This window comes from Arthrobacter sp. TJ-170 (assembly GCF_058269305.1).
In genome coordinates this window covers 752,387-772,233 of sequence record NZ_JBZCNL010000001.1, presented here as the reverse complement: position 1 = coordinate 772,233, position 19,847 = coordinate 752,387, and the positions used below count along the sequence as shown (strand labels likewise).

The 19,847-nt window shown below is 64.0% G+C and carries 18 protein-coding genes; 5 read left to right on the top strand and 13 right to left on the bottom strand.

Annotated elements, in window-relative coordinates:
• Positions 1–116 precede the first annotated feature (116 nt).
• Together moaA and AC4D1W_RS03630 are read left to right on the top strand one after the other, a co-directional pair.
• Positions 117–1,193 (top strand): GTP 3',8-cyclase MoaA, encoded by a 1,077-nt coding sequence (gene moaA, locus AC4D1W_RS03635; protein ID WP_490897844.1) that lies wholly within the window; start codon positions 117–119, stop codon positions 1,191–1,193.
• 1 nt (position 1,194) lies between these two features.
• Positions 1,195–1,446: a MoaD/ThiS family protein gene (locus AC4D1W_RS03630; RefSeq protein ID WP_490890860.1), complete on the top strand. Its 252-nt coding sequence runs from the start codon at positions 1,195–1,197 to the stop codon at positions 1,444–1,446.
• 23 nt (positions 1,447–1,469) lie between these two features.
• Here the strand turns inward: AC4D1W_RS03630 and AC4D1W_RS03625 are convergent, their stop codons facing one another.
• From AC4D1W_RS03625 to AC4D1W_RS03610, 4 genes are all read right to left on the bottom strand, one after another.
• On the bottom strand, positions 1,470–2,837 hold the full coding sequence (locus tag AC4D1W_RS03625; protein WP_490890859.1) for a M16 family metallopeptidase: 1,368 nt from the start codon (positions 2,835–2,837) through the stop codon (positions 1,470–1,472).
• Between the two features lie 81 nt (positions 2,838–2,918).
• On the bottom strand, positions 2,919–5,189 hold the full coding sequence (locus tag AC4D1W_RS03620; protein ID WP_490890948.1) for a polyribonucleotide nucleotidyltransferase: 2,271 nt from the start codon (positions 5,187–5,189) through the stop codon (positions 2,919–2,921).
• A gap of 288 nt (positions 5,190–5,477) precedes the next feature.
• Positions 5,478–5,747, bottom strand: a complete 270-nt coding sequence (gene rpsO / locus AC4D1W_RS03615; protein WP_026545461.1) for a 30S ribosomal protein S15 — start codon at positions 5,745–5,747, stop codon at positions 5,478–5,480.
• Positions 5,748–5,861: 114 nt separating this feature from the next.
• Entirely contained in the window at positions 5,862–6,902 is a 1,041-nt protein-coding gene (locus tag AC4D1W_RS03610) for a bifunctional riboflavin kinase/FAD synthetase (protein ID WP_490890858.1), read from the bottom strand.
• A 199-nt stretch (positions 6,903–7,101) separates the two neighbouring features.
• On the opposite strand from AC4D1W_RS03610, the gene AC4D1W_RS03605 reads away from it, so the two are divergent.
• Positions 7,102–9,009, top strand: a complete 1,908-nt coding sequence (locus AC4D1W_RS03605) for a hypothetical protein (RefSeq protein WP_490890857.1) — start codon at positions 7,102–7,104, stop codon at positions 9,007–9,009.
• Here AC4D1W_RS03605 and AC4D1W_RS03600 read toward each other — a convergent pair.
• From AC4D1W_RS03600 to truB, 4 genes are all read right to left on the bottom strand, one after another.
• Complete coding sequence (locus AC4D1W_RS03600) at positions 9,006–9,683, bottom strand: DUF4345 domain-containing protein (RefSeq protein WP_490890856.1); 678 nt, start codon at positions 9,681–9,683, stop codon at positions 9,006–9,008. The two genes, AC4D1W_RS03605 and AC4D1W_RS03600, sit on opposite strands and share 4 nt — an antisense overlap.
• Before the next feature lie 86 nt (positions 9,684–9,769).
• Complete coding sequence (locus tag AC4D1W_RS03595) at positions 9,770–10,267, bottom strand: hypothetical protein (RefSeq protein ID WP_490890855.1); 498 nt, start codon at positions 10,265–10,267, stop codon at positions 9,770–9,772.
• Positions 10,243–10,617 carry a hypothetical protein gene (locus tag AC4D1W_RS03590; RefSeq protein ID WP_490890854.1) on the bottom strand — a complete coding sequence of 125 codons (375 nt, stop codon included), beginning with the start codon at positions 10,615–10,617 and terminating at the stop codon, positions 10,243–10,245. Before AC4D1W_RS03590 ends, AC4D1W_RS03595 begins: the two co-directional genes overlap by 25 nt.
• Positions 10,617–11,546, bottom strand: coding sequence for a tRNA pseudouridine(55) synthase TruB (truB, locus tag AC4D1W_RS03585; RefSeq protein WP_490897843.1), 930 nt, complete (start codon positions 11,544–11,546; stop codon positions 10,617–10,619). Before truB ends, AC4D1W_RS03590 begins: the two co-directional genes overlap by 1 nt.
• Before the next feature lie 54 nt (positions 11,547–11,600).
• Here truB and AC4D1W_RS03580 point away from each other — a divergent pair, with 54 nt between their 5' ends.
• Positions 11,601–12,743, top strand: coding sequence for a pyridoxal phosphate-dependent aminotransferase (locus AC4D1W_RS03580; protein WP_490897842.1), 1,143 nt, complete (start codon positions 11,601–11,603; stop codon positions 12,741–12,743).
• A 228-nt stretch (positions 12,744–12,971) separates the two neighbouring features.
• Positions 12,972–14,108, top strand: a complete 1,137-nt coding sequence (locus AC4D1W_RS03575; RefSeq protein ID WP_490897841.1) for a ScyD/ScyE family protein — start codon at positions 12,972–12,974, stop codon at positions 14,106–14,108.
• A 102-nt stretch (positions 14,109–14,210) separates the two neighbouring features.
• Here the strand turns inward: AC4D1W_RS03575 and rbfA are convergent, their stop codons facing one another.
• The 5 genes from rbfA to rimP form a co-directional block, all read right to left on the bottom strand.
• Positions 14,211–14,645: a 30S ribosome-binding factor RbfA gene (rbfA, locus tag AC4D1W_RS03570; RefSeq protein ID WP_490890850.1), complete on the bottom strand. Its 435-nt coding sequence runs from the start codon at positions 14,643–14,645 to the stop codon at positions 14,211–14,213.
• A gap of 117 nt (positions 14,646–14,762) precedes the next feature.
• A complete protein-coding gene (infB, locus tag AC4D1W_RS03565) occupies positions 14,763–17,678 on the bottom strand; it encodes a translation initiation factor IF-2 (RefSeq protein ID WP_490890849.1) in 2,916 nt (971 codons plus the stop codon).
• Between the two features lie 205 nt (positions 17,679–17,883).
• The gene (locus AC4D1W_RS03560) at positions 17,884–18,162 is read right to left on the bottom strand and encodes a YlxR family protein (protein WP_490897840.1); all 279 of its coding nucleotides are present in this window, start codon (positions 18,160–18,162) and stop codon (positions 17,884–17,886) included.
• A 74-nt stretch (positions 18,163–18,236) separates the two neighbouring features.
• Positions 18,237–19,208: a transcription termination factor NusA gene (nusA, locus tag AC4D1W_RS03555; RefSeq protein ID WP_490890847.1), complete on the bottom strand. Its 972-nt coding sequence runs from the start codon at positions 19,206–19,208 to the stop codon at positions 18,237–18,239.
• Positions 19,209–19,238: 30 nt separating this feature from the next.
• Positions 19,239–19,838, bottom strand: a complete 600-nt coding sequence (gene rimP, locus AC4D1W_RS03550; RefSeq protein ID WP_490890846.1) for a ribosome maturation factor RimP — start codon at positions 19,836–19,838, stop codon at positions 19,239–19,241.
• Between the last annotated feature and the right edge of the window lie 9 nt (positions 19,839–19,847).

Here is a 19,847-nt window from a genome sequence, read left to right as displayed (position 1 = left end):
TGTGTTGCGGCATCGAATGCTGCAGCTACCAGCCTAGTCGGGCTTCGCCCGTCATCTCACTGCACATGTGCTGGCAACCGATAGAGTCACCGGGGCAAAGGGCGTAACCTCGAACTATGGCAATCCGACTTGGCAGCCCAATCTTCCGCGCGGGCGCGTCCGCACCCCATGCCGGGCTGCTTGACTCCTACGGCCGCCGGGCCACGGACATGCGGCTCTCGCTGACAGACAAGTGCAATCTGCGCTGCACCTATTGCATGCCTGCCGAGGGTCTTCAGTGGCTGCAGAAGGACCAGGTGCTCTCGCGCGAGGAGATCGTCAGGCTCGTCGCCATCGGAGTTAGTCTTCTGGGCATCCGCGAGCTGCGGCTGACCGGTGGTGAGCCGTTGGTGAGAGCGGACCTCGTGGACATCATCGCCGATATCCGCGCACAGCACCCGGACCTGCCGGTGTCCCTGACAACGAACGGTCTCGGTCTGGACAAGAAGGCGCAACGGCTCAAGGACGCAGGCCTGACCAGGATCAACGTCTCGATGGATTCGCTTCACCCGGATACCTTCGCGCAACTGACGCGTCGCCCGTTCCTGGACCGGGTGCTTCGCGGCATAGAAGCGGCTGCCGCCGTCGGGCTTGGACTGGTGAAAATCAACGCCGTGCTGATGCGGGGCATCAACGACCACGAGGCGCCGGATCTGCTTGAATGGGCTGTCTCGCGTGGCTTCGAACTGCGTTTCATCGAGCAGATGCCCCTTGACGCCGATCATGGCTGGACCCGTGAAGGGATGATCACCGCGGCGGAAGTTCGTGAGCGCCTTTCCGAACGCTTTGTGCTCACGCCGGACCCCCGGAACCGGGACGGTGCCCCCGCTGAACGGTGGGAGGTGCGCCGGCCGGAAAAGCCCGACGTCGTCGTCGGCACTGTCGGCATCATCGCCTCCGTCACGGAGCCATTCTGCTCCGATTGCAAGCGCACCCGTGTCACGGCCGAAGGCAAGATCATGAGTTGCCTTTTCTCCCGGGAGGAGACGGACCTGAGGGACCTGCTCCGGTCAGGAGCCGACGACGCCGCCATAGCCCTGCGCTGGCAGGAGGCTATGTGGGCCAAGCCCAAGGCGCACGGCATGGGTCATACCGGGCTGGGAGCTGCCGACTTCGTACAGCCCGACCGCTCCATGAGCGCGATCGGCGGCTGAGGTGCTCGTTCGATACTTCGGCGCGGCCCAGGCGGCCGCGGGCGTCCCTGAAGAACGCCTTGAACTGGACGGCGTGGGTCTGACAGCGGTTCTTGAGGAGATCCGCGAGCGACACCCCGAGGGTGACCCATCGATGGCACGGGTGCTGGAGCGGAGCAGCTTCCTCCTGAACGAGGTAGCGCTGCGTGACCGGAGCGAGCCGATCGGCCGTGACGACGTGCTCGATGTCCTGCCGCCGTTCGCCGGAGGCTGAGGCGGCAGGACATTCACCCCGGACTACAGTCCCAGGTCGGCTTCGCTGTCGAAAGGTCCGACGACGGTAGTTGTGCGCGGGGCGTCGGCCAGTTGCCGTGCGAGGCGCTGCACCTGCTCGGCCGTCACGGCCCGGACCCGCTCAAGGGTCAGGTCCAGCCCCAGGAACTCACCGCTGACGAGCTCCGCCCGGCCCAGCCGGGTCATCCGCGAACCGCTGTCCTCAAGTGAGAGCACCATGCCGCCGGACAGCTGACCCACGGCGCGCCGCAGTTCCTCGTCACTCACTCCATCCGACGCCAGCCGTTCCAGCTCTGCACTGAGCAGGCTGATGACCTGGCCGGTCTTCGCCGGACTGCACCCTGCATACATGGCGAAGTAGCCTGCGTCGGCGTAGGACGCCGAGAAGGAGTAGGTCGAGTAAGCGAGTCCGCGCTTTTCCCGAATCTCCTGGAAGAGACGTGAGGACATCCCTCCGCCGAGCACCGCGTTGAGGACGCTCATCACGAACCGCCGGTCATCGGTGGCAGTCAGCGCAGGACAGCCAACCAGTACATTCGCCTGCTCGACGGCTCGACGAATGACCTGCACTCCCCCGGCAGCCTTCAGCACGGCCGGCTCGGGTGCGCGCCTCGGCACGGGCGCTGCGTCCGCCGCCAGGGCCCACCCTGCCCGTTGAAGCGCCTGAATAACGAGCGAGCACACGACGTCATGATCGAGGCCGCCGGCCGCAGTGACTACCAACTCTTCGGGGCGGTAGTAACGGCGGTAGTGCTCGAGAACCGAGTCACGCGACACAGATTTGATCGCCTCGGGCGTTCCTCCGATGGGACGGCCCAGCGGATGTGAGCCAAGCACGGCTTCCACGAAGTTCTCGTGTGCCACGTCGGAGGGATCGTCGCTGTCCATCGCGATCTCCTCAAGAATGACGTGCCGCTCCTGCTCCAGCTCCTCGGGATCGATGACAGCTGAGGTCACCATGTCCGCGATGACATCGATCGCCATGGGCAGGTCTGAGTCGAGAACCCTCGCGTAGTAGCAGGTGTTCTCCTTGGCCGTCGCAGCGTTCGATTCGCCCCCGACCTCGTCGAAAGCGGCGGCGATGTCCAATGCAGTTCGGCGCTGCGTCCCCTTGAACAGCAAATGTTCAAGGAAGTGCGTCGACCCGTGCTCCCCGTCAGCTTCGTCCCGGGAGCCGACCCCTACCCAGAAGCCGATGCTTGCCGAGCGCTGGCCCGGCATCGCCTCCGTTAGCACACGAACACCACCGGGCAGCACCGAGCGTCGGACCACTGCTCCGCCCTGCGTTCCCGCAACCAGCATGGACGAATTTTCCAAGCCGCCCGGCGTCAGCGGGAGCACTACGGGTGAACCCTGAACTGTTTCAGTCATATCCTTCTCCTCAACGCCAGCGGCTCCACGGCGAACTCTGTTCGCCGTGGAGCCGGTGGATTGTGCTTGTGAGCGTGTGCGCTAGTTGTCGTCGCCCTCAGCGGAATCCTGGGCGTCGGCAGGCGAAGCGTCTTCGGCAGCTGATTCGCCGGCTTCCTCTGCGACCACCGGAGAGAGGGACAGCTTTCCGCGGTCGTCGATCTTGGTGATCTCAACCTGGACCTTCTGGCCTACGGCCACGACGTCATCGACGTTGTCCACCCGCTTGCCGCCGGCGAGTTTGCGCAGCTCCGAGATGTGGAGCAGGCCGTCCTTGCCCGGAGTCAGCGAGACGAACGCGCCGAAGGTGGTGGTCTTTACGACGGTGCCCACGTAGCGCTCGCCGATTTCAGGAACCTGCGGGTTGGCGATCGCGTTCACCGCGGCGCGCGCGGCCTCGGCGGACGAGCCGTCCGTGGCGCCGATCAGCACAGTACCGTCGTCTTCGATCGAGATGTCGGCGCCGGTGTCTTCCTGGATCTGGTTGATCATCTTGCCCTTGGGGCCGATAACCTCGCCGATCTTGTCGACAGGGATCTTCACCGAGATGATGCGCGGAGCGAACTCGGACAGCTCATCCGGAGTGTCAATCGCGGCCTCGAGCACACCGAGGATGTGCAGGCGTGCTTCGCGGGCCTGCTTCAGGGCTGCAGCCAGCACCGAAGCGGGAATGCCGTCAAGCTTGGTGTCCAGCTGGATCGCGGTCACGAATTCCGAGGTACCTGCAACCTTGAAGTCCATGTCACCGAACGCGTCTTCCGCACCGAGGATGTCGGTGAGGGCTGCGTAGCGGGTCTGGCCGTCGACCTCGTCGGAAACGAGGCCCATGGCGATACCGGCAACCGGAGCCTTCAGCGGGACACCGGCGTTGAGCAGGGAAAGCGTGGAGGCGCAGACGGAGCCCATCGAGGTGGAACCGTTGGAGCTGAGCGCCTCGGAGACCTGACGGATGGCGTACGGGAACTCCTCGCGGCTTGGCAGCACCGGAACGAGTGCACGCTCCGCGAGGGCGCCGTGTCCGATTTCGCGGCGCTTCGGGGATCCGACGCGGCCGGTCTCGCCGGTGGAGTACGGCGGGAAGTTGTAGTTGTGCATGTAGCGCTTGCGCGTCACCGGCGACAGCGAGTCAATCTGCTGTTCCATCTTCAGCATGTTCAGCGTGGTGACACCCATGATCTGGGTTTCGCCGCGCTCGAAGACTGCCGAACCGTGAACGCGAGGCAGAACCTCCACCTCGGCGGTGAGCTTGCGGATGTCGCTGAGGCCGCGGCCGTCGATGCGAACCTGGTCGCGGAGGATGCGCTGGCGCACAACCTTCTTAGTGACCGAGTTGAATGCGCCCGCGATTTCCTTTTCGCGGCCTTCGAACTGGCCGGCAAGGGACTCGATGACCTCGGAACGGTAGGCGTTGGCCGCGTCTTCGCGCTCCTGCTTGTCAGCGATGGTGAAGATCTCAGCAAGGCGTGAGCCGGCTGCGCTCTCGACGGCCGAGAAGACGTCCTCCTCGTAGTCCTTGAACACGGGGAACTCGACGGTGGGCTTGGCAGCGCGGCCGGCGAGGTCGGACTGAGCTTCGCACAGTGCACGGATAAAGGGCTTTGCGGCCTCAAGACCGTCGGCGACGACCTCTTCGGTGGGAGCGGTGGCACCGTCGTCCTTGATCAGGGACCACGAATTGTCGGTGGCTTCCGCCTCGACCATCATGATGGCGACGTCATCTCCGACGACGCGGCCGGCAACGACCATGTCGAACACGGAGTTCTGAAGCTCGGAGTGCTTCGGGAAAGCGATCCACTGGTCCTCACCCGAGCCGTCGGAGACGAGGGCAACGCGTACGCCGCCGATCGGGCCGGAGAACGGCAGACCGGAAAGCTGCGTGGACATGGAGGCAGCGTTGATGGCAACGACGTCGTAGCGGACGTCGGGGTTGATGGCCAGCACGGTGACGACGATCTGGACCTCGTTGCGCAGGCCTTTCACGAAAGCGGGGCGCAGCGGGCGATCCATGAGGCGGCAGGCAAGGATGGCCTCGGTGGACGGACGCCCTTCGCGACGGAAGAACGAGCCTGGGATGCGGCCGGCAGCGTACATGCGCTCTTCGACGTCCACGGTCAGCGGGAAGAAGTCAAAGCCTTCACGCGGGGACTTGCCGGCGGTGGTGGCGGAGAGGAGCGCGGTGTCCTCGTCGATGTAGACCATGGCAGCGCCTGCTGCCTGCTGGGCGAGACGCCCGGTTTCGAAGCGAACAGTGCGCTGGCCGAAGCGACCGTTGTCAATAACGGCTTCGGCGAACTGGATTTCGGGACCCTCCAAGAGAGTCACCTCCGTTTCTTTGGTGGCGGAGGCAGGCGGCGTCTTGCTGGTCAACGCCGTTAGGACGGGTTGTGGCACCCGGTCTTCGATCGAGGTCCACGGGAGACCATCACAAGATGGTGTCCCGGAGACCACTACCGAGGACCGCGAATGCCTGCTTGTCCGCCTGGCTCCTGGTTATGAACTTGGTACTTCATGCATTCTTGCGAACGCGTCGCTTTGCGGCACACGGCCGGCAAAGATGGAAGGCGGCTCCTCCCCGAGGGAAGGCGCCGCCTCACAGTCTAACTAACGGCGCAGGCCGAGGCGCTCGATGAGCGTACGGTAGCGCGTGATGTCGGTGTCGCGCAGGTAGTCGAGCAGACGACGACGGCGACCCACCAGCAGAAGCAGGCCACGACGGGTGTGGTGGTCGTGCTTGTGCTTCTTGAGGTGTTCGGTCAGGTCGAGAATGCGGCGGGAAAGCATCGCGATCTGCACCTCAGGCGAACCGGTGTCGCCCTCAGAGGTTGCGTATTCCTTGATGATTTCCTGCTTCAGAGCGGCTTCAAGTGCCACAAATAACTCCTATGAGTTGTACCGTGAACAAAATGATGCCGGTTCCCCTCGCAGGCGAGCGGAGCTCCGGCGGTGGCCAAGCAACCACGGACTGCAGCCGGACCGCAGTCAACTTTACCCGTACGTACGCTGTTCTGTCGAAAGCACAGCTCGCGTCTGGTCGACGTCCAGCCGCATCTGTTCGATCAACGCTTCCGGCCCCCGGTAGGCAACCATTCCCCGCAGCCGACGCACGAACTCCACGATCACCGTCTGCCCGTACAGGTCGAAGACGTCGATCTCCTCCTTGGGCCGGTCAATCACGTGAGCCTCGACCTGCCTGCTGACCCCTTCGAACGTCGGATTGGAGCCGACGGAGATCGCTGCCGGCCAGCGCACCTGGCTGCTGTCGATGAGCCATCCGGCATAGATCCCGTCCGCGGGGATGAAGCCGGTCGATTTCGACGACAGGTTGGCGGTCGGGAATCCCAGAGCCCTTCCGCGGGCCGCTCCGTGGACCACTTCACCCCGCATGCGGTGGGGCCTGCCCAGGATCCGGGCGGCGGTGGTGACGTCACCGGCAACGAGTGCTTCCCGCACCCAGGTGGAGGAACAGCGGCGCTCTCCTCCGGCCGTCGTGCTTTGCAGGCTCGAGCCGTAATCATCGATGACCACCACGTCGAAGCCCAACTGGCCTCCGAGCGCCTGCATGGTTGAAAGGTCACCGGAATTGCCACGCCCGAAGCGCACGTCGTGACCGATGACGACTGCTTTCGCGCGCAGGCCTTCAACGAGGACGGAACACACGAACTCCTCAGGAGTCTGCGCCGCAAGGTCAAGCGTGTAGTGCATCATCAGGAGGCCGTCGATGCCTGTGTCGCAGAGGGTCTCGACCCTGTCCTGCAGGCCCATAATCAGCTCCGGCGCGCTGTCCGGACGGTGGACCTGGGCGGGATGCGGTTCGAACGATATGACGACGGCGGCTGCGTCCCGTTCGCGTGCCGCTGCGACGAGCTGCTGGAGCACACTCTGGTGGCCCCGGTGAACACCGTCAAAGTTCCCGATGGTGACAACTGTCGGACCGAAACCCTCCGGCACATCGGCCAGGTCTCTCCAGTAGAACACGCATCTCCTTGGCGGTTGGACGGGTAACGGCACCCTTCGTTGTTCCTTCATTATGGCCGATGGATGCAGGCGGTCTCGACGACCCCGTCCGCGAACTGTGTCTTTCCCTCCACACACTCACCAAATGGGGCGGGTTATGCACATGAGAATGAGAGCGCATCCAACCACCGCCAGGGTAGCGACGATGGTTTCTGTGGGCTGCTCCCGCTGGCTTCGGCGCGGCCCTGAACCCCTGATCTGGAGGACATCCGTGCCATCTTCTTCTTCTCACTCCCCGCGCCGGGGCGTCCTGCGGGCCGCCGGTGTCTGGCTGTTGCTCGCGGCTCTGCTGTGGCTGCCTAATATCTCACCGTCGCAGGCCGCTCCCGTGGGAAGCGAGTGGACGCGTGCGGCAGGCGTGCACGCCGCCGAGCATTTCGTGGGGCAGTACAGGGACTCACGCGGCCAGGTGGCTTACTGCACTGACTTCGAACGTCTCTCCCCGGAGAACGCAGCCGGGTACGACAACGGCCATTCGGGCGGATTCGTCCGGAGTGACGGCAGCGCGCTGACGGCGACGGAAAACGCTGCCCTGTCCTACCTGCTGCACCGGTGGGGCGCGACGAAGGACAGTGCCATCGCGGCGTCCGTCCAGTTGGCTGTCTGGGCGATTACCTCCCCCGGAATGGCCTGGGACTCCCCCGGGATGAATGCCGTCCTCCGTGCTGAGGGGCTGCCGGCTGACGTCATCGAGCAGGCGCGCTCCATGACCAGAATCGCGTTCGACGGAGCCGGACCCTACAAAGTATCGATCGAGCTGGAGCCCGTAGGGGAGGACGGGACGATCACCGCAGTTATTGGAGTGTCGGGAGCCAACGGCCGACCGGCCGCCGGCCTGACAGCCTCCGTGGAACTGACGGGGCCGTTCGCGCTGGCGGAGAAGGCAGAGTCCACCTGGACAAGCAGCGAGGAACCGCACCGCCTCAGTCTGCGACGGACCGGGTTGGGCAGCGGGTCCATGGCTGTTGCGGTCCCCCGCACGCCTGCCGCTGGCGTGAGCTGGCTGGTGCCGACGGGCGGGGATGTACAACGGCTGCTTTTTGCCGCAGTTGTCGAACCGCGCGATGCCGCTGCAGCCATCTCGGACCTACCGGCTTTCCAGCCGGCGGTCACAACGAAGACTTCCGCTGCCCGAACCGGGGCGGGCACTACCGTCCATGACGTCCTCACGGTCAGCGCTACTCCCCCAGCAGAGGACGGTTCACCTGTGTCGGCTCCATGGTTGTCCGTGCCCGGCAGCGCGACGCCGGTCTCCGTGGAAGTGGTTTCCACTCTCTGGGGACCGCTTGATGCGAAGCCTGTCCTGCAGGAGTCGGTACCGGAGGGCACACCGAACGTCGGCACGGTCACTACGCGGGTGGATGGTCCCGGCACCTACAGCACTGCGGGCCTGGCTGTGCCATCGCCCGGATGGTACGTCTGGACGGAGTCGATCGCCCCCGAAAGTGCTCTTCCGGCCGAAGCGTCCAGCTACGTTCTCGGGTGGCAGGGTCAGTACGGCTTGGAAGCCGAGACAACATTCGTGCCGTGGACGCCGAAGATCAGCACCCAGCTCTCCGCACACGATGCACTTGTCGGTGACCGAGTCACCGACACAGTAACCGGAGTTGGCTTCGGGAAACCCGCGACCGACTCCGGAGGTACCATCACACTCTCAATGTATGGTCCACTCCCCGAGCGGCCTTCTCTCGCGGCAAAGGTTCCTCCAAATGCCCGGCTACACTCCGAAATGACCGTGCCTGCTCTGAACGGAAGCCAGTCCAGCGAACGCTTCGCCGCCTTCAGCGAACCAGGCTGCTATACCGTCGTGGCGACCTACCCCGGTGACGAGCACAGCGACCCCTTCACGTCCGCCTTTGGCGAACCGTCGGAAACAGTGTGCGTTGAGGCGAAGGCGGTTATGGCGCCCCCTGAGACGGTTGCGGAGGAAGCACCTGCCACTCCCGCCGCGGACACCGGTACTGCAGCACCGGGTCCTCTGCAGCACCGCGAAGAGCTGGCCCAGACAGGCGTCCGTACGGAGGTCACCGCCGGAGCGGCGCTGGTGCTGCTCGGTGTCGGCCTGGCCTGTCTCCAGCAGAGCAGAGCGGGCAGGCCGGGCAATCACCGCCGAACCTAGGAGCGGGCGCCGTACTCCCTGCGGAGCTCGCTGGTCTTGGCAATGTACCGGTGCCAGACAAGCAGCGCTGCGGGGAAAGCCAGCTCGACAACCATCAGGATGATCAGGAGGTAGTGCGGAGTTCCAGAGAATGCCCAGGAGAGGACGCGCCCGATGCCGCCGATGAACACCATGAGGCAGACGAGCCACAGCATATTTGCCCACTGGAACTTGATGGCGATGGTCACGAAAGCGGCGCCCACACCGACCATCATCGCGGCAAAGAAGCGGAACTGGTTCTCCAGTGTCGGGTTCACCGAACCATCTCCGGTCTCCGGCAGTCCGGTCGTACCCGTGATCAGGTAGTACCCGCCGAACCCGGCGATAATGAGTCCCACGAGCACCACGACGGTACGGAAGACACCCCAGTCGTTACCGGACTTGGCTGACTTCCCGGAGTCCTTCTTCGTGGTCTTGGAGGTGGCTTGCCCGGACGATGGTTGCCTCGAGGTGGCTTGCCCGGACGATGGTTGCCTCGAGGTGGACTGTCCGGACGATGGTTGCCTCGAGGTGGACTGTCCGGAAGCGCTCGTTGCGCCTGTCGGTCCGCTCGCGGTGCCTCCGGATCCGCGTCCTGCATCCGTGGAAGAACTGCGACGATCCGGCTGCGTGTTGTCAGGGGTGTTGCTGTTCATGGTGTTCCTCTGTGGTCGACGATGCGCGGGCCAGGCCCTGTCAACTCATCCTCTCACTCCTGAAGTCCCTGCGCGCGTCAGCGATGCTAGCTTATGGCGCGGTGGCGGTATAACCACCACAGACCCACCGCGGGCAGGATCAGCGGGACAAACCCGTAACCACTGCCGTAGCCAGACCACACCGTGTCCGCAGGAAAGAGGATCGGGTCAACGAGGCTTAGTGTTCCGACAGCGATTACCCCAACCAGTTCCAGACTCACGGCAGCGACGGACAACCGATACCAGCCCGGCCCCGAACGGCTCAGGGAAACTGTAGCGAATACGTACACAAGGGCGGCTACTGCGGTAAGCGTGTAGGCCAAAGGAGCCTCGCCAAACTTGGTCGCAATCTGGAAAGCGGCGCGCGCGGTGGCCGCCAGCGCAAAGACGCCATACACGGCGATGAGAAGACGCCCGGGTCCCCGGCTCAACTTACCGTCGGTCGCAACAAGCCTCCGAGCGCCGTCCGGCGCGCCGGAACGATCCGGTTGCCCGGGTGTCTGTCCCGCTCCACCGCGCGTCACGCCGGCACTGCTCCGTCCCATATCTGCTCCATCCGATACAGCATCACGAAGATCGTTACTCCCACTGCGCCCAAAACCAGGTTGCTCCACCACGAACGCTCGAGAATCGCCCACCAGAATGCGCCCACCGGGATCACCAGTGCCGTCAGCAGGTATCCCCAAAACTCCCATACCTCGCCGGTGACGGGCTCCCCTCCAGCCTGACGGAAAATCCCAGCCACTAGGTACACCAGCAGGAACAGTTCAACGGCGGCCACCGCGAGGATGGTTACGTCGTTGGGGGGCTGCCTGATGACAGCTGCGCCGAGGCACAGCAGGGTCGAGAGAAAACACACAACGGTGCCTGCAATGAAGAAGCCGTCGACCACCATTAGTTGCCCGCCTGCCCCGGCGCGAAGACCAGAGCCGGTTTCGCCTCCCCGCCCCGATTTTCAAGGAGGGCGATCAAAACACCGCTGGGAGCGAAAGCGGCAACGGGACGCTGGTCGGAATTTCCGGATAGCACGTCCGCGTCCGTATCGGCACTGATCCGGCGGCCGTGCGAGAGGTCCTCGGCTTCACCAGCGCTCAACTCACGGACAGGGAACAGCGCGCGGGCGGCTTCATCGATACCGAGGAGCCTGAAATCCTGGGCCAGCTCATCCAGGGTGGAGGACTGGGCGAGCGTATACGGGCCCACTTCGGTGCGGCGCAAGGCTGTCAGGTGACCACCCACGCCGAGGGCCGTCCCGAGATCACGTGCCAGGGCGCGAATGTACGTTCCGGAACTGCACCGGACCGTCACATCAACGTCCTGGACCACCCCGCCGTTCACGTGGCGGATATCGGAGATGTCGAAGCTGTGCACCGTCACCGGACGAGGCGGCAGCACCACGTCCTCGCCTGACCGAACGCGGTTGTAGGCCCGTTCACCCCTCACCTTGATGGCGCTGACACTGCTGGGGACCTGCTGGATGGGGCCGGTGAGGCCCGCAACGGCCTCCCGTATGGCGGCCGTTGGGACGGCAGCAGCTGAGGTTTCGGCGATGACGTCGCCCTCGGCGTCGTCAGTAATCGTGGATTGCCCCAGGCGGATCGTGGCGGTGTAGGTTTTCGACGTGCCGACGATATACGTCAGAAGGCGCGTTGCCCTGTTGATTCCCACCACCAGGACGCCTGTAGCCATGGGATCGAGGGTTCCTGCATGTCCCACTTTCCGGGTCCCTGCGAGCCGCCGCATTCTTCCCACCACGTCATGGCTGGTCCAGCCCTGCGGCTTGTCCACTATTACCAGTCCTGAGTGGACCTGCCCGGAATTCACGCCTTTCAGTATAGGTGTCGGGAACTCGCCATCCCGCACCGCTACTATGCCCCTATGCCGTCCATTCCCAAGCACGTCGAAGAGCTTCCCTCCAACCAGATCCGGGAGATCACCCAGGCTGCGTGGGCCACTCCGAATGCGATTGTGCTCAGCATCGGCGAGCCGGCATTTCCCGTTCCACGTCACATTCTTGATGCTGGAATAGCGGCGCTGGACAGGGATGACACCAACTACACACCCAATGAAGGCATCGCTCCCCTACGGCGGAGCTTCGCGACGCGGTTCGGCAGCCGCAACGGCATGGAGGTCGATCCGTCCAGGGTTTATGTGACTGCCGGGGCCCAACAGGGCCTGCACCTGGCCATGAGTATGCTGCTCGACGCCGGGGACGAGGTGTTGATCCCCAACCCGGGATATCCCACATTCACCATGACCGCACAACTCGTGCACGCCCGGCCGGTAAGCTATCCGCTGCGCCCCGAGAACGGTTTCCAACCGAGAATCAGCGACCTTGAGCAGCTCGCAGGCTCGCGTACCCGCCTCCTGGTATTGAACTCCCCATCAAATCCGCTCGGAGCCGTCTTCAGTGAGCAGCTCACCCGCGACCTCGTTGATTTCGCCGAACGCCACGACCTCTGGATCCTCTCGGACGAATGCTACGAAGCGTTCACCTACGAAGTGCCGCACGTCAGCCCTGCGCGCTTCGACACCACGCCGCAGCGTGTACTGACCTCGCTCACCCTCTCCAAAACCTTCGGACTTACCGGATTGCGGATCGGCGCGCTGGTGCTGCCGAGCGGTCTCGGCAAGGAGTTCAACACCGTAATGGAGTCAATCGTGTCCTGCGTGGGAGCGTCGCCGCAGTATGCAGCCGTAGCCGCCCTGACAGGACCCACTGATTACATCGAAACCGCGTTGCACCACTATCGCTCGAACCGGGACGCAGCGACGGCGGTACTTGCCTCGCTCAACATCCCTTACCTTGACGCTCAGGGGGCGTTCTACCTCTGGGCCGACATGTCCCACGCCACAAGCGGCGATGTACGCTCCTGGGTCCGGACTTTCCTGGCGGAGGAGGGTGTCGCCGTCGCGCCCGGAACGTCGTTCGGCTCCAACGGTGAGGGCTGGATCCGGATTGCACTCTGCACCGACAAGGAAAGCCTGCTCACCGGATTGAGCAGGCTGCCCGGGCGTTAGGGGTTCAGTGCGGTTCCAACATCCTGCGCAAAAGCCGTGGGCCGCTGCCCTGTCGTTCAAACGACCGCTCCGAATGTCTATTTACGTGGTTGTCCATCGGGTCTAATCTTTGAATGGCTTCGGCGCTGCGCCGCTTGACGGCGTCATTTCCGGTTATGGGCAGGCACTGGACGCAGGGTCGGAGAAGGTCTCGCTTTGTACTGGTTCTACGAAGTCGAGGAGATCACAGTGAAAAGATCACTGCTTGCCGCCGCCACCACGGTGGTTATAACACTGGGGGCAGGAATTACCCCCGCTCAGGCCCATGGCGGTGATGAGCCGTCCCCGCCAACTGTGAAAGAAGTGACAACCGTTGCTGAAGGGTTGGTGTCACCGTTGCGCCTCGCCACAGGCCGAGGCAAATCAATCGATGTTGCGCAGAGTTTCGCGGGCATCATCACTCGTATCGCCAGGGACGGCACTACCGAGACTCTTGACTCTGCGGAGGGGTACTTCTCCGGCTCTGTATCCCGTTCCCATGGCACCACCTACTACACGATGACGAGGGGCGCCGGCCAAGGAGACCCATCGGCCAACGAGTCCCTCCTGAAATCCATCGACTGGCATGGGAATATCAGCACCATTGCCGATATCGCCGCCTATGAGCGGACTGCCAATCCAGACAAAGACACGCGCTACGGCTTCCGGGACCTGGATCAGACATGCCTGGACCTGCAAACGGCGGTGCTGGGTCCGCAAGCGAGTTACACCGGCCGGCCCGACTCCAACCCCTACGCCACAGTGGCGTACCACGACCACGTGCTGGTAGCCGACGCCGGAGCCAACGCCATCTTCCGGGTGGACCATTGGGGCAACATCTCAACGGTAGCCGTCCTACCGGCGATCCCGGTGGTGATAACCGAGGCGATAGCCACTGCGCTCGAAATTCCACTATGCGCCGTGGGCTCCACCTACTACCTCGAACCTGTACCCACCGATATGGAGGTCGGTTGGAAGGGCAAGCTCTATGTCACGTCGCTTCCCGGCGGACCTGAGGATCCAAGCCTGGGAGCACAGGGATCAGTGTTTACTGTCAATCAGTGGAGCGGGGAGACCACCCTGCTTACGTCAGGGCTAGTCTCGCCCACGGGTCTGGCACTCGACCGAAAGGGCAATATCTACGTCGCTGAATTGTTTGCCAACCGGATTTCGGTCATTCCGCGTGGATCAACCACTGCCAGCACTCTGCTGGAAGTCAACCAGCCCGCTGAGGTGGAGATGCAGAAAGGCAACAGGCTCTACGCCACCACCGATGTACTTTCACCGCAGGACGCACCCCCTGCCGGCAAGGTGATCAGTATCAAACTGATGCGCTCGGGGCACTAAGCGTCCGCTGGCAGGAGACTGTACGAGGACGAACAGGAGGGGCGGTTCGGATTCCACCGAGCCGCCCCTCCTGTTTTCCGTCCGTATGATCTACGGCCGGTTCTACTCCTCGTCGTTCTCGCCGGGCTTGCGGTAAGGATCCGCGTCGCCGGCGAAAGCGGCCTTCCTTGCAAGTTCAGCGACCTCGGCATCGCGTTCCTTAGCGGTGCGAAGCAGTTCTTCGAGGTGGTTCGCGTTGACGGGAATCTCGTCCGGAACGAATTCCAGCGTGGGCGTCAGTCGTGCGGTGATGTTTCGACCCACCTCGGAGCGGAGCACACCCTTCGCGGACTCGAGCGCCTTGTGCACTGCCGCCTGCTCCTCGGACTCGCCGAACACTGTGTAGTAGATCGTGGCGTGCTGCAGGTCATTGGTGACCCGTGCATCAGTGACCGTGACCGCTTCCAGCCGGGGGTCTTTTACCCGACGGCGGAGGGCTTCGGCGACAATGACCTTGATGCGCTGGGCCAACCGTGCAGCGCGTGCGGCGTCTGCCATGACTTCTCCTTACTTCCTCCCAGTGGGAGCTATAACGCCGACTGCGGCATGTGCCTCGCGGTCGGTATGGGCAGGAGGCGGGGCCGCTGCATGCAGCGGCCCCGCCCGATACGAACCCTAGACCCGAGGCTTCTCGCGCATCTCGAAGGTTTCAATGATGTCGGCTTCCTTGACGTCATTGAACGATCCGAGGCCGATACCGCACTCGAAGTCGGTGCGGACTTCGGTTGCGTCGTCCTTGAAGCGCTTGAGCGATTCCACGGAGAGGTTGTCCCCGATGACCTTGCCGTCGCGCAGGACACGAGCCCTTGAGTTGCGTCGGATGATGCCCGAGCGGACGATCGAACCGGCAATGTTGCCGAACTTCGAGGAACGGAACACCTCACGGACCTCTGCGGTACCGAGCTGCACCTCCTCATACTCCGGCTTGAGCATGCCCTTGAGGGCGAGCTCAATGTCGTCGATCGCGGCGTAGATGACCGAGTAGAAGCGCATGTCCACGCCTTCACGCTCGGCCAGGTCCGCCACGCGCTCAGCGGGCTTGACATTGAACCCGATAATGATCGCGTTATCCACCGTTGCCAGGTTGACGTCGTTCTGCGTGATTGCACCGACGCCGCGGTGGATGACGCGCAACTGCACGCCTTCTCCGACGTCGATCTTGAGCAGCGAGTCCTCCAGTGCTTCAACCGCACCGGAAACGTCACCCTTGAGGATGAGGTTGAGGGTATCAACCTTGCCCTCGGCGACGGCCTGGTCGAAGTCTTCCAGGCTGATGCGCTTGCGGCGCTTCGCCAGTGCCGCGTTGCGGTCTGCGGCTTCACGCTTCTCGGCAATCTGTCGGGCGGTGCGCTCGTCGTCGGTGACGAAGAACGTATCGCCTGCACGGGGCACGTTGGAAAGACCCAGTACCTGCACCGGGCGCGAGGGTTCAGCCTTGGTGACGACATCGCCGTTCTCGTCGAACATCGCACGGACACGGCCGTGGGCCGTGCCGGCGACGATGGTGTCTCCGACGTTCAGCGTTCCGGACTGGACGAGGACCGTCGCGACGGCACCGCGTCCACGGTCAAGGTTGGCCTCGATCGCGATACCGCGGGCGTCCTTGTTCGGGTTGGCCCGCATATCCAGCGCCGCATCAGCGGTGAGCAGGACAGCCTCGAGGAGCTCATCGATGCCCATGCCCTGGAGCGCGGAGACGTGGACGAACATGGTGTCGCCGCCGTACTCCTCGGGCACCAGCCCGTACTCGGTGAGCTGACCCTTGACTTTGTCCGGGTTCGCGCCTTCCTTGTCCATCTTGTTGACGGCCACGACGATCGGCACGTTAGCCGCCTGTGCGTGGTTCAACGCCTCCACGGTCTGTGGCATGACGCCGTCGTCCGCAGCAACAACGAGCACCGCGATGTCCGTGACCTTCGCACCGCGGGCACGCATGGCTGTGAATGCCTCGTGACCAGGGGTATCGATGAAGGTAATCGGACGGTTGTCGCCCTCATGCTCGTGGTCGATCTGGTATGCACCGATGTGCTGCGTGATGCCGCCGTGCTCACCGGCTACAACGTTCGACTTGCGGATTGCATCCAGCAAGCGGGTTTTACCGTGGTCGACGTGACCCATGACGGTGACTACCGGGGGACGTGCCTCAAGCTGCTCGTCGCCTTCGGCTTCCAGCTCGGCATCGAAGTCGATGTCGAAGCTGCTGAGGAGCTCGCGCTCCTCGTCCTCGGGCGAGACGACCTGGATCTTGTAGCCGAGCTCGGTACCGAGCACCTCGAAAGTGTCCTCGTCCAGCGATTGCGTTGCCGTGGCCATCTCACCGAGGTGGAACAGCACCGTGACCAGTGCGGCCGGGTTGGCTTCGATCTTGTCGGCGAAGTCCGTGATCGACGAACCACGACGCAACCGGACGACAGTATTGCCGTCACCGCGGGGAACGCTGACGCCGCCCAGCGACGGGGCTGACATCTGCTCGAGCTCTTGCCGCTTCGCCCGCTTCGACTTGCGCTGCTTGCCGCGACCGGCTCCACCCTTGCCGAAAGCACCGGCGGTGCCGCCGCGACCGCGGCCGCCCTTGCCGAAACCGCCGCCGGCAGGGGCTCCACCACCAGTACCAGCACCGGGAGCTCCCCCGGGGCCACGGCGGGGTCCTGCGCCAGCCGCTCCACCACGACCGGGCGCAGCTGGGCGCTCGGTCCGGTTCGGCATCATTCCAGGCGTCGGCCGGGCACCACCGGCACCCCCGGGGCGGGGTGCGCCCGGACGAGGCGCGCCGGGACGGGCGCCGCCTGCACCGGCGGCGGGACGGGGACCGCCCGCACCGGCGGCGGGACGGGGACCACCCGCGCCTGCTGCAGGTCGGGGGCTGCGATCATCATCGCGGCGTCCACCCGGCCGGGGCATGCCCTGGGACGTTGCAAACGGGTTGTTGCCCGGACGCGGACCACCGGAACGGTCGCCGTCGCCTCGGCCGGACCGGGGCATCCCCTGGGATGTTGCGAAGGGGTTGTTGCCGGGACGGGGGCTGCCTGTACGGTCGCCGGGGCGAGCCGCTCCGGGACGCGCCGAGGTAGGCCGTGCGGCTGCCGGCTTCGGGCCCGGCTTGCGGTCAGTGCCGGAGTCGCTGCTGGGACCTGATTCGGGAGCGGCAGGTGCCTCTGTCTCGGCCTTGGGTGCTTCAGGCGCCTTGAAGGCAGGGGCTGCCGGTGCCTGCTCGCGGGGAGCTTCGGGGGCCGGTGCTGCCGGCTTTTCCGGAGTCGGCGCGGGTGCCGGCGACGGTGCTGCGGGCGCTGGACGCGGCGTTGCTGCCTTGGGCGCGGGCTGGGACCCACGCGCCGGCGCCGGTGCTGATGCCGGTGCCTTTGATGCCGCGGGGGCATCGGGGAAAGCACCGCGAAGTTTCTTCACGACGGGCGCTTCAATGGTCGAAGATGCCGACCGGACGAATTCGCCCAGTTCCTGCAGCTTTGCTACTGCATCCTTCGAGGTAATTCCGAGCTCTTTTGCGAGCTCGTGTACGCGGACCTTGGCCACATTTCTCCTGTCTCGGTCCGCACCGAGTCAGGAGCGAACCGTCTAATTCCTACTGCAGACCCCAGCTGACAAAGCAGCTGACGCGCCGATTGCAGAGCTCAACAGATTGTTCATCGTTGGGCACTCATCGCTGGGTACTCATCGGGTTTCCATCAGTTTTCTGACCCGCTTTCAGGGAGGACGGTGTACATGCAGGGAATCTCCATCAGGAGACACCCCGGAGTGTGCGTAGCCAGTCTTCAACGCTTCGCGTATCTACTACGCCCCGAAAGGCGCGGTTGAACGCTTTGCGTTTGAGCGCAAGCTCCACACAGGACGGCCGGGGGTGCAACCAGGCACCCCTGCCCTCCAGCCGACGGCGGTGATCGACCTCAGCGACGTTGAAGCCGCCGCGGTTGACCGCTGACCATCGAACCAGATTGACTTGGTCTTCACGCTCTCGGCAACCGATGCAGGTTCGTACCGGTTGGTGGCGTAACGACATAAGCCCTATCCATTCTAGCGCCATGGGCGTCGATATGACGCATCGGCGGATTACTGAGGCAGAACCTCGTTACTTCAGGCGCCGGCGGCGTCGGAAGCGATATCGATCCGCCACCCGGTCAACTTCGCGGCGAGCCGCGCGTTCTGGCCTTCCTTGCCGATGGCGAGTGACAATTGGTAGTCCGGCACAACCACGCGGGCGCTGCGAGTTTTCTCGTCGGTGATGGTCACCGAGGACACCCGCGACGGCGAGAGCGAACTCGCGATGAATGTCGCTGGATCATCGCTGTAATCGACGATGTCGATCTTTTCGTCGTTAAGCTCGTTCATCACTGCGCGCACGCGCGAACCCATTTCGCCGATGCACGCTCCCTTTGCGTTCACTCCGGGCACATGCGCCTTTACCGCGATTTTGGTGCGATGGCCGGCTTCCCGGGCGAGGGCGACGATTTCCACGCTCTTGTCCGCAATTTCGGGGACTTCAAGCTCAAAGAGCTTGCGTACAAGACCGGGGTGCGACCGCGACACCGTGATCGACGGGCCCTTCATCCCGCGGTGCACGTCCACCACGAACGCCCTCAGGCGGGTTCCATGGAGGTACTTCTCACCGGGAACCTGCTCGGGAGGCGGAAGCAGTGCTTCGACTGAACCGAGGTTCACCTGGATCATGTGGGGGTTGTTGCCCTGCTGGATGAGGCCGGCTACCAGTTCGCCTTCCTTGCCGCGGAACTCTCCGAGAATGTTGTCGTCCTCGGCATCCCGCAGGCGCTGCAGGATAATCTGGCGTGCAGTACTCGCCGCGATCCTGCCGAACCCTGTCGGCGTGTCGTCGTACTCCCCTACCGCTACGCCGTCGTCGTCCACTTCGGTGGCCCAGATGGTGACGTGACCCGTCCGCCGGTCCAACTGTGCACGGGCTGTCTCCTGTGCACCTGCGGTCTTATGGTAGGCAACCAAAAGTGCCTGCTCGATCGTGGGGATCAGCAGGTCAAGGGGTATCTCCCGCTCCCGCTCCAGTAGCCGCAGAGCGCTCATATCTATATCCATTGGGGCCTCCTCAGCAGCCAGCGGTCGTGATCAGTCATTGTCGCCGCCGGGTTCCTCGGCATCAGCGTGGGAAAATTCAACCTGGACCGTACCCTTGCGAATCTTGCCGTAGGGGATTTCGCGGTCTTCCCCGAACTTCGGTTTGGTGCCCTTCTTGACCGCCATCATCGGCCTCAGGGTGATGGAGGATTCCTGGGCATCCGTCAACCTGCCCTCGAGGTCCTCGCCGTCGACCAGCTTCACGGCGACCAGCCTGCCGACATTCCTCCGCCAGTGGCGGGGCTGTGTCAGAGGCCGGGACACACCGGGCGAGGAAACCTCAAGGTTGTAGGGGCGGCCGTCGTCCCCCGGATCGTTGTCAAGGGCATTCGAGACGCTCTGGGATACCTCGGAAATGGTGTCAAGGCTCAAGCCCTCCGCGCCGTCGTCCGGCAGGTCGACAACCACGTGCAGCGTCCGGTGACTCCCGACGATGCGAACGTCCACGTCTTCGAGCAGGAGATTGTGCTGTTCCACGGTGGGACGCAGGAATTCCCGGAGCCTCTCGGCTTCCGCTGCTGCGTCGAGGTGCGCGGAAGCCGCATTTCGGTGGTGTGCCGGGGTGTTCTGCTTGCCGGACCGATCCGCCATTGCCGTCTC

Bases quoted from the DNA above. Each gene is read 5' to 3' on its own strand.
- moaA (WP_490897844.1), top strand. From the start codon at position 117: ATGGCAATCCGACTTGGCAGCCCAATCTTCCGCGCGGGCGCGTCCGCA.
- AC4D1W_RS03625 (WP_490890859.1), bottom strand. From the start codon at position 2,837: ATGACTGAAACAGTTCAGGGTTCACCCGTAGTGCTCCCGCTGACGCCG.
- AC4D1W_RS03610 (WP_490890858.1), bottom strand. From the start codon at position 6,902: ATGAAGGAACAACGAAGGGTGCCGTTACCCGTCCAACCGCCAAGGAGA.
- AC4D1W_RS03600 (WP_490890856.1), bottom strand. From the start codon at position 9,683: ATGAACAGCAACACCCCTGACAACACGCAGCCGGATCGTCGCAGTTCT.
- AC4D1W_RS03595 (WP_490890855.1), bottom strand. From the start codon at position 10,267: ATGGGACGGAGCAGTGCCGGCGTGACGCGCGGTGGAGCGGGACAGACA.
- AC4D1W_RS03590 (WP_490890854.1), bottom strand. From the start codon at position 10,617: ATGGTGGTCGACGGCTTCTTCATTGCAGGCACCGTTGTGTGTTTTCTC.
- AC4D1W_RS03580 (WP_490897842.1), top strand. From the start codon at position 11,601: ATGCCGTCCATTCCCAAGCACGTCGAAGAGCTTCCCTCCAACCAGATC.
- rbfA (WP_490890850.1), bottom strand. From the start codon at position 14,645: ATGGCAGACGCCGCACGCGCTGCACGGTTGGCCCAGCGCATCAAGGTC.
- AC4D1W_RS03560 (WP_490897840.1), bottom strand. From the start codon at position 18,162: ATGTCGTTACGCCACCAACCGGTACGAACCTGCATCGGTTGCCGAGAG.
- nusA (WP_490890847.1), bottom strand. From the start codon at position 19,208: ATGGATATAGATATGAGCGCTCTGCGGCTACTGGAGCGGGAGCGGGAG.
- rimP (WP_490890846.1), bottom strand. From the start codon at position 19,838: ATGGCGGATCGGTCCGGCAAGCAGAACACCCCGGCACACCACCGAAAT.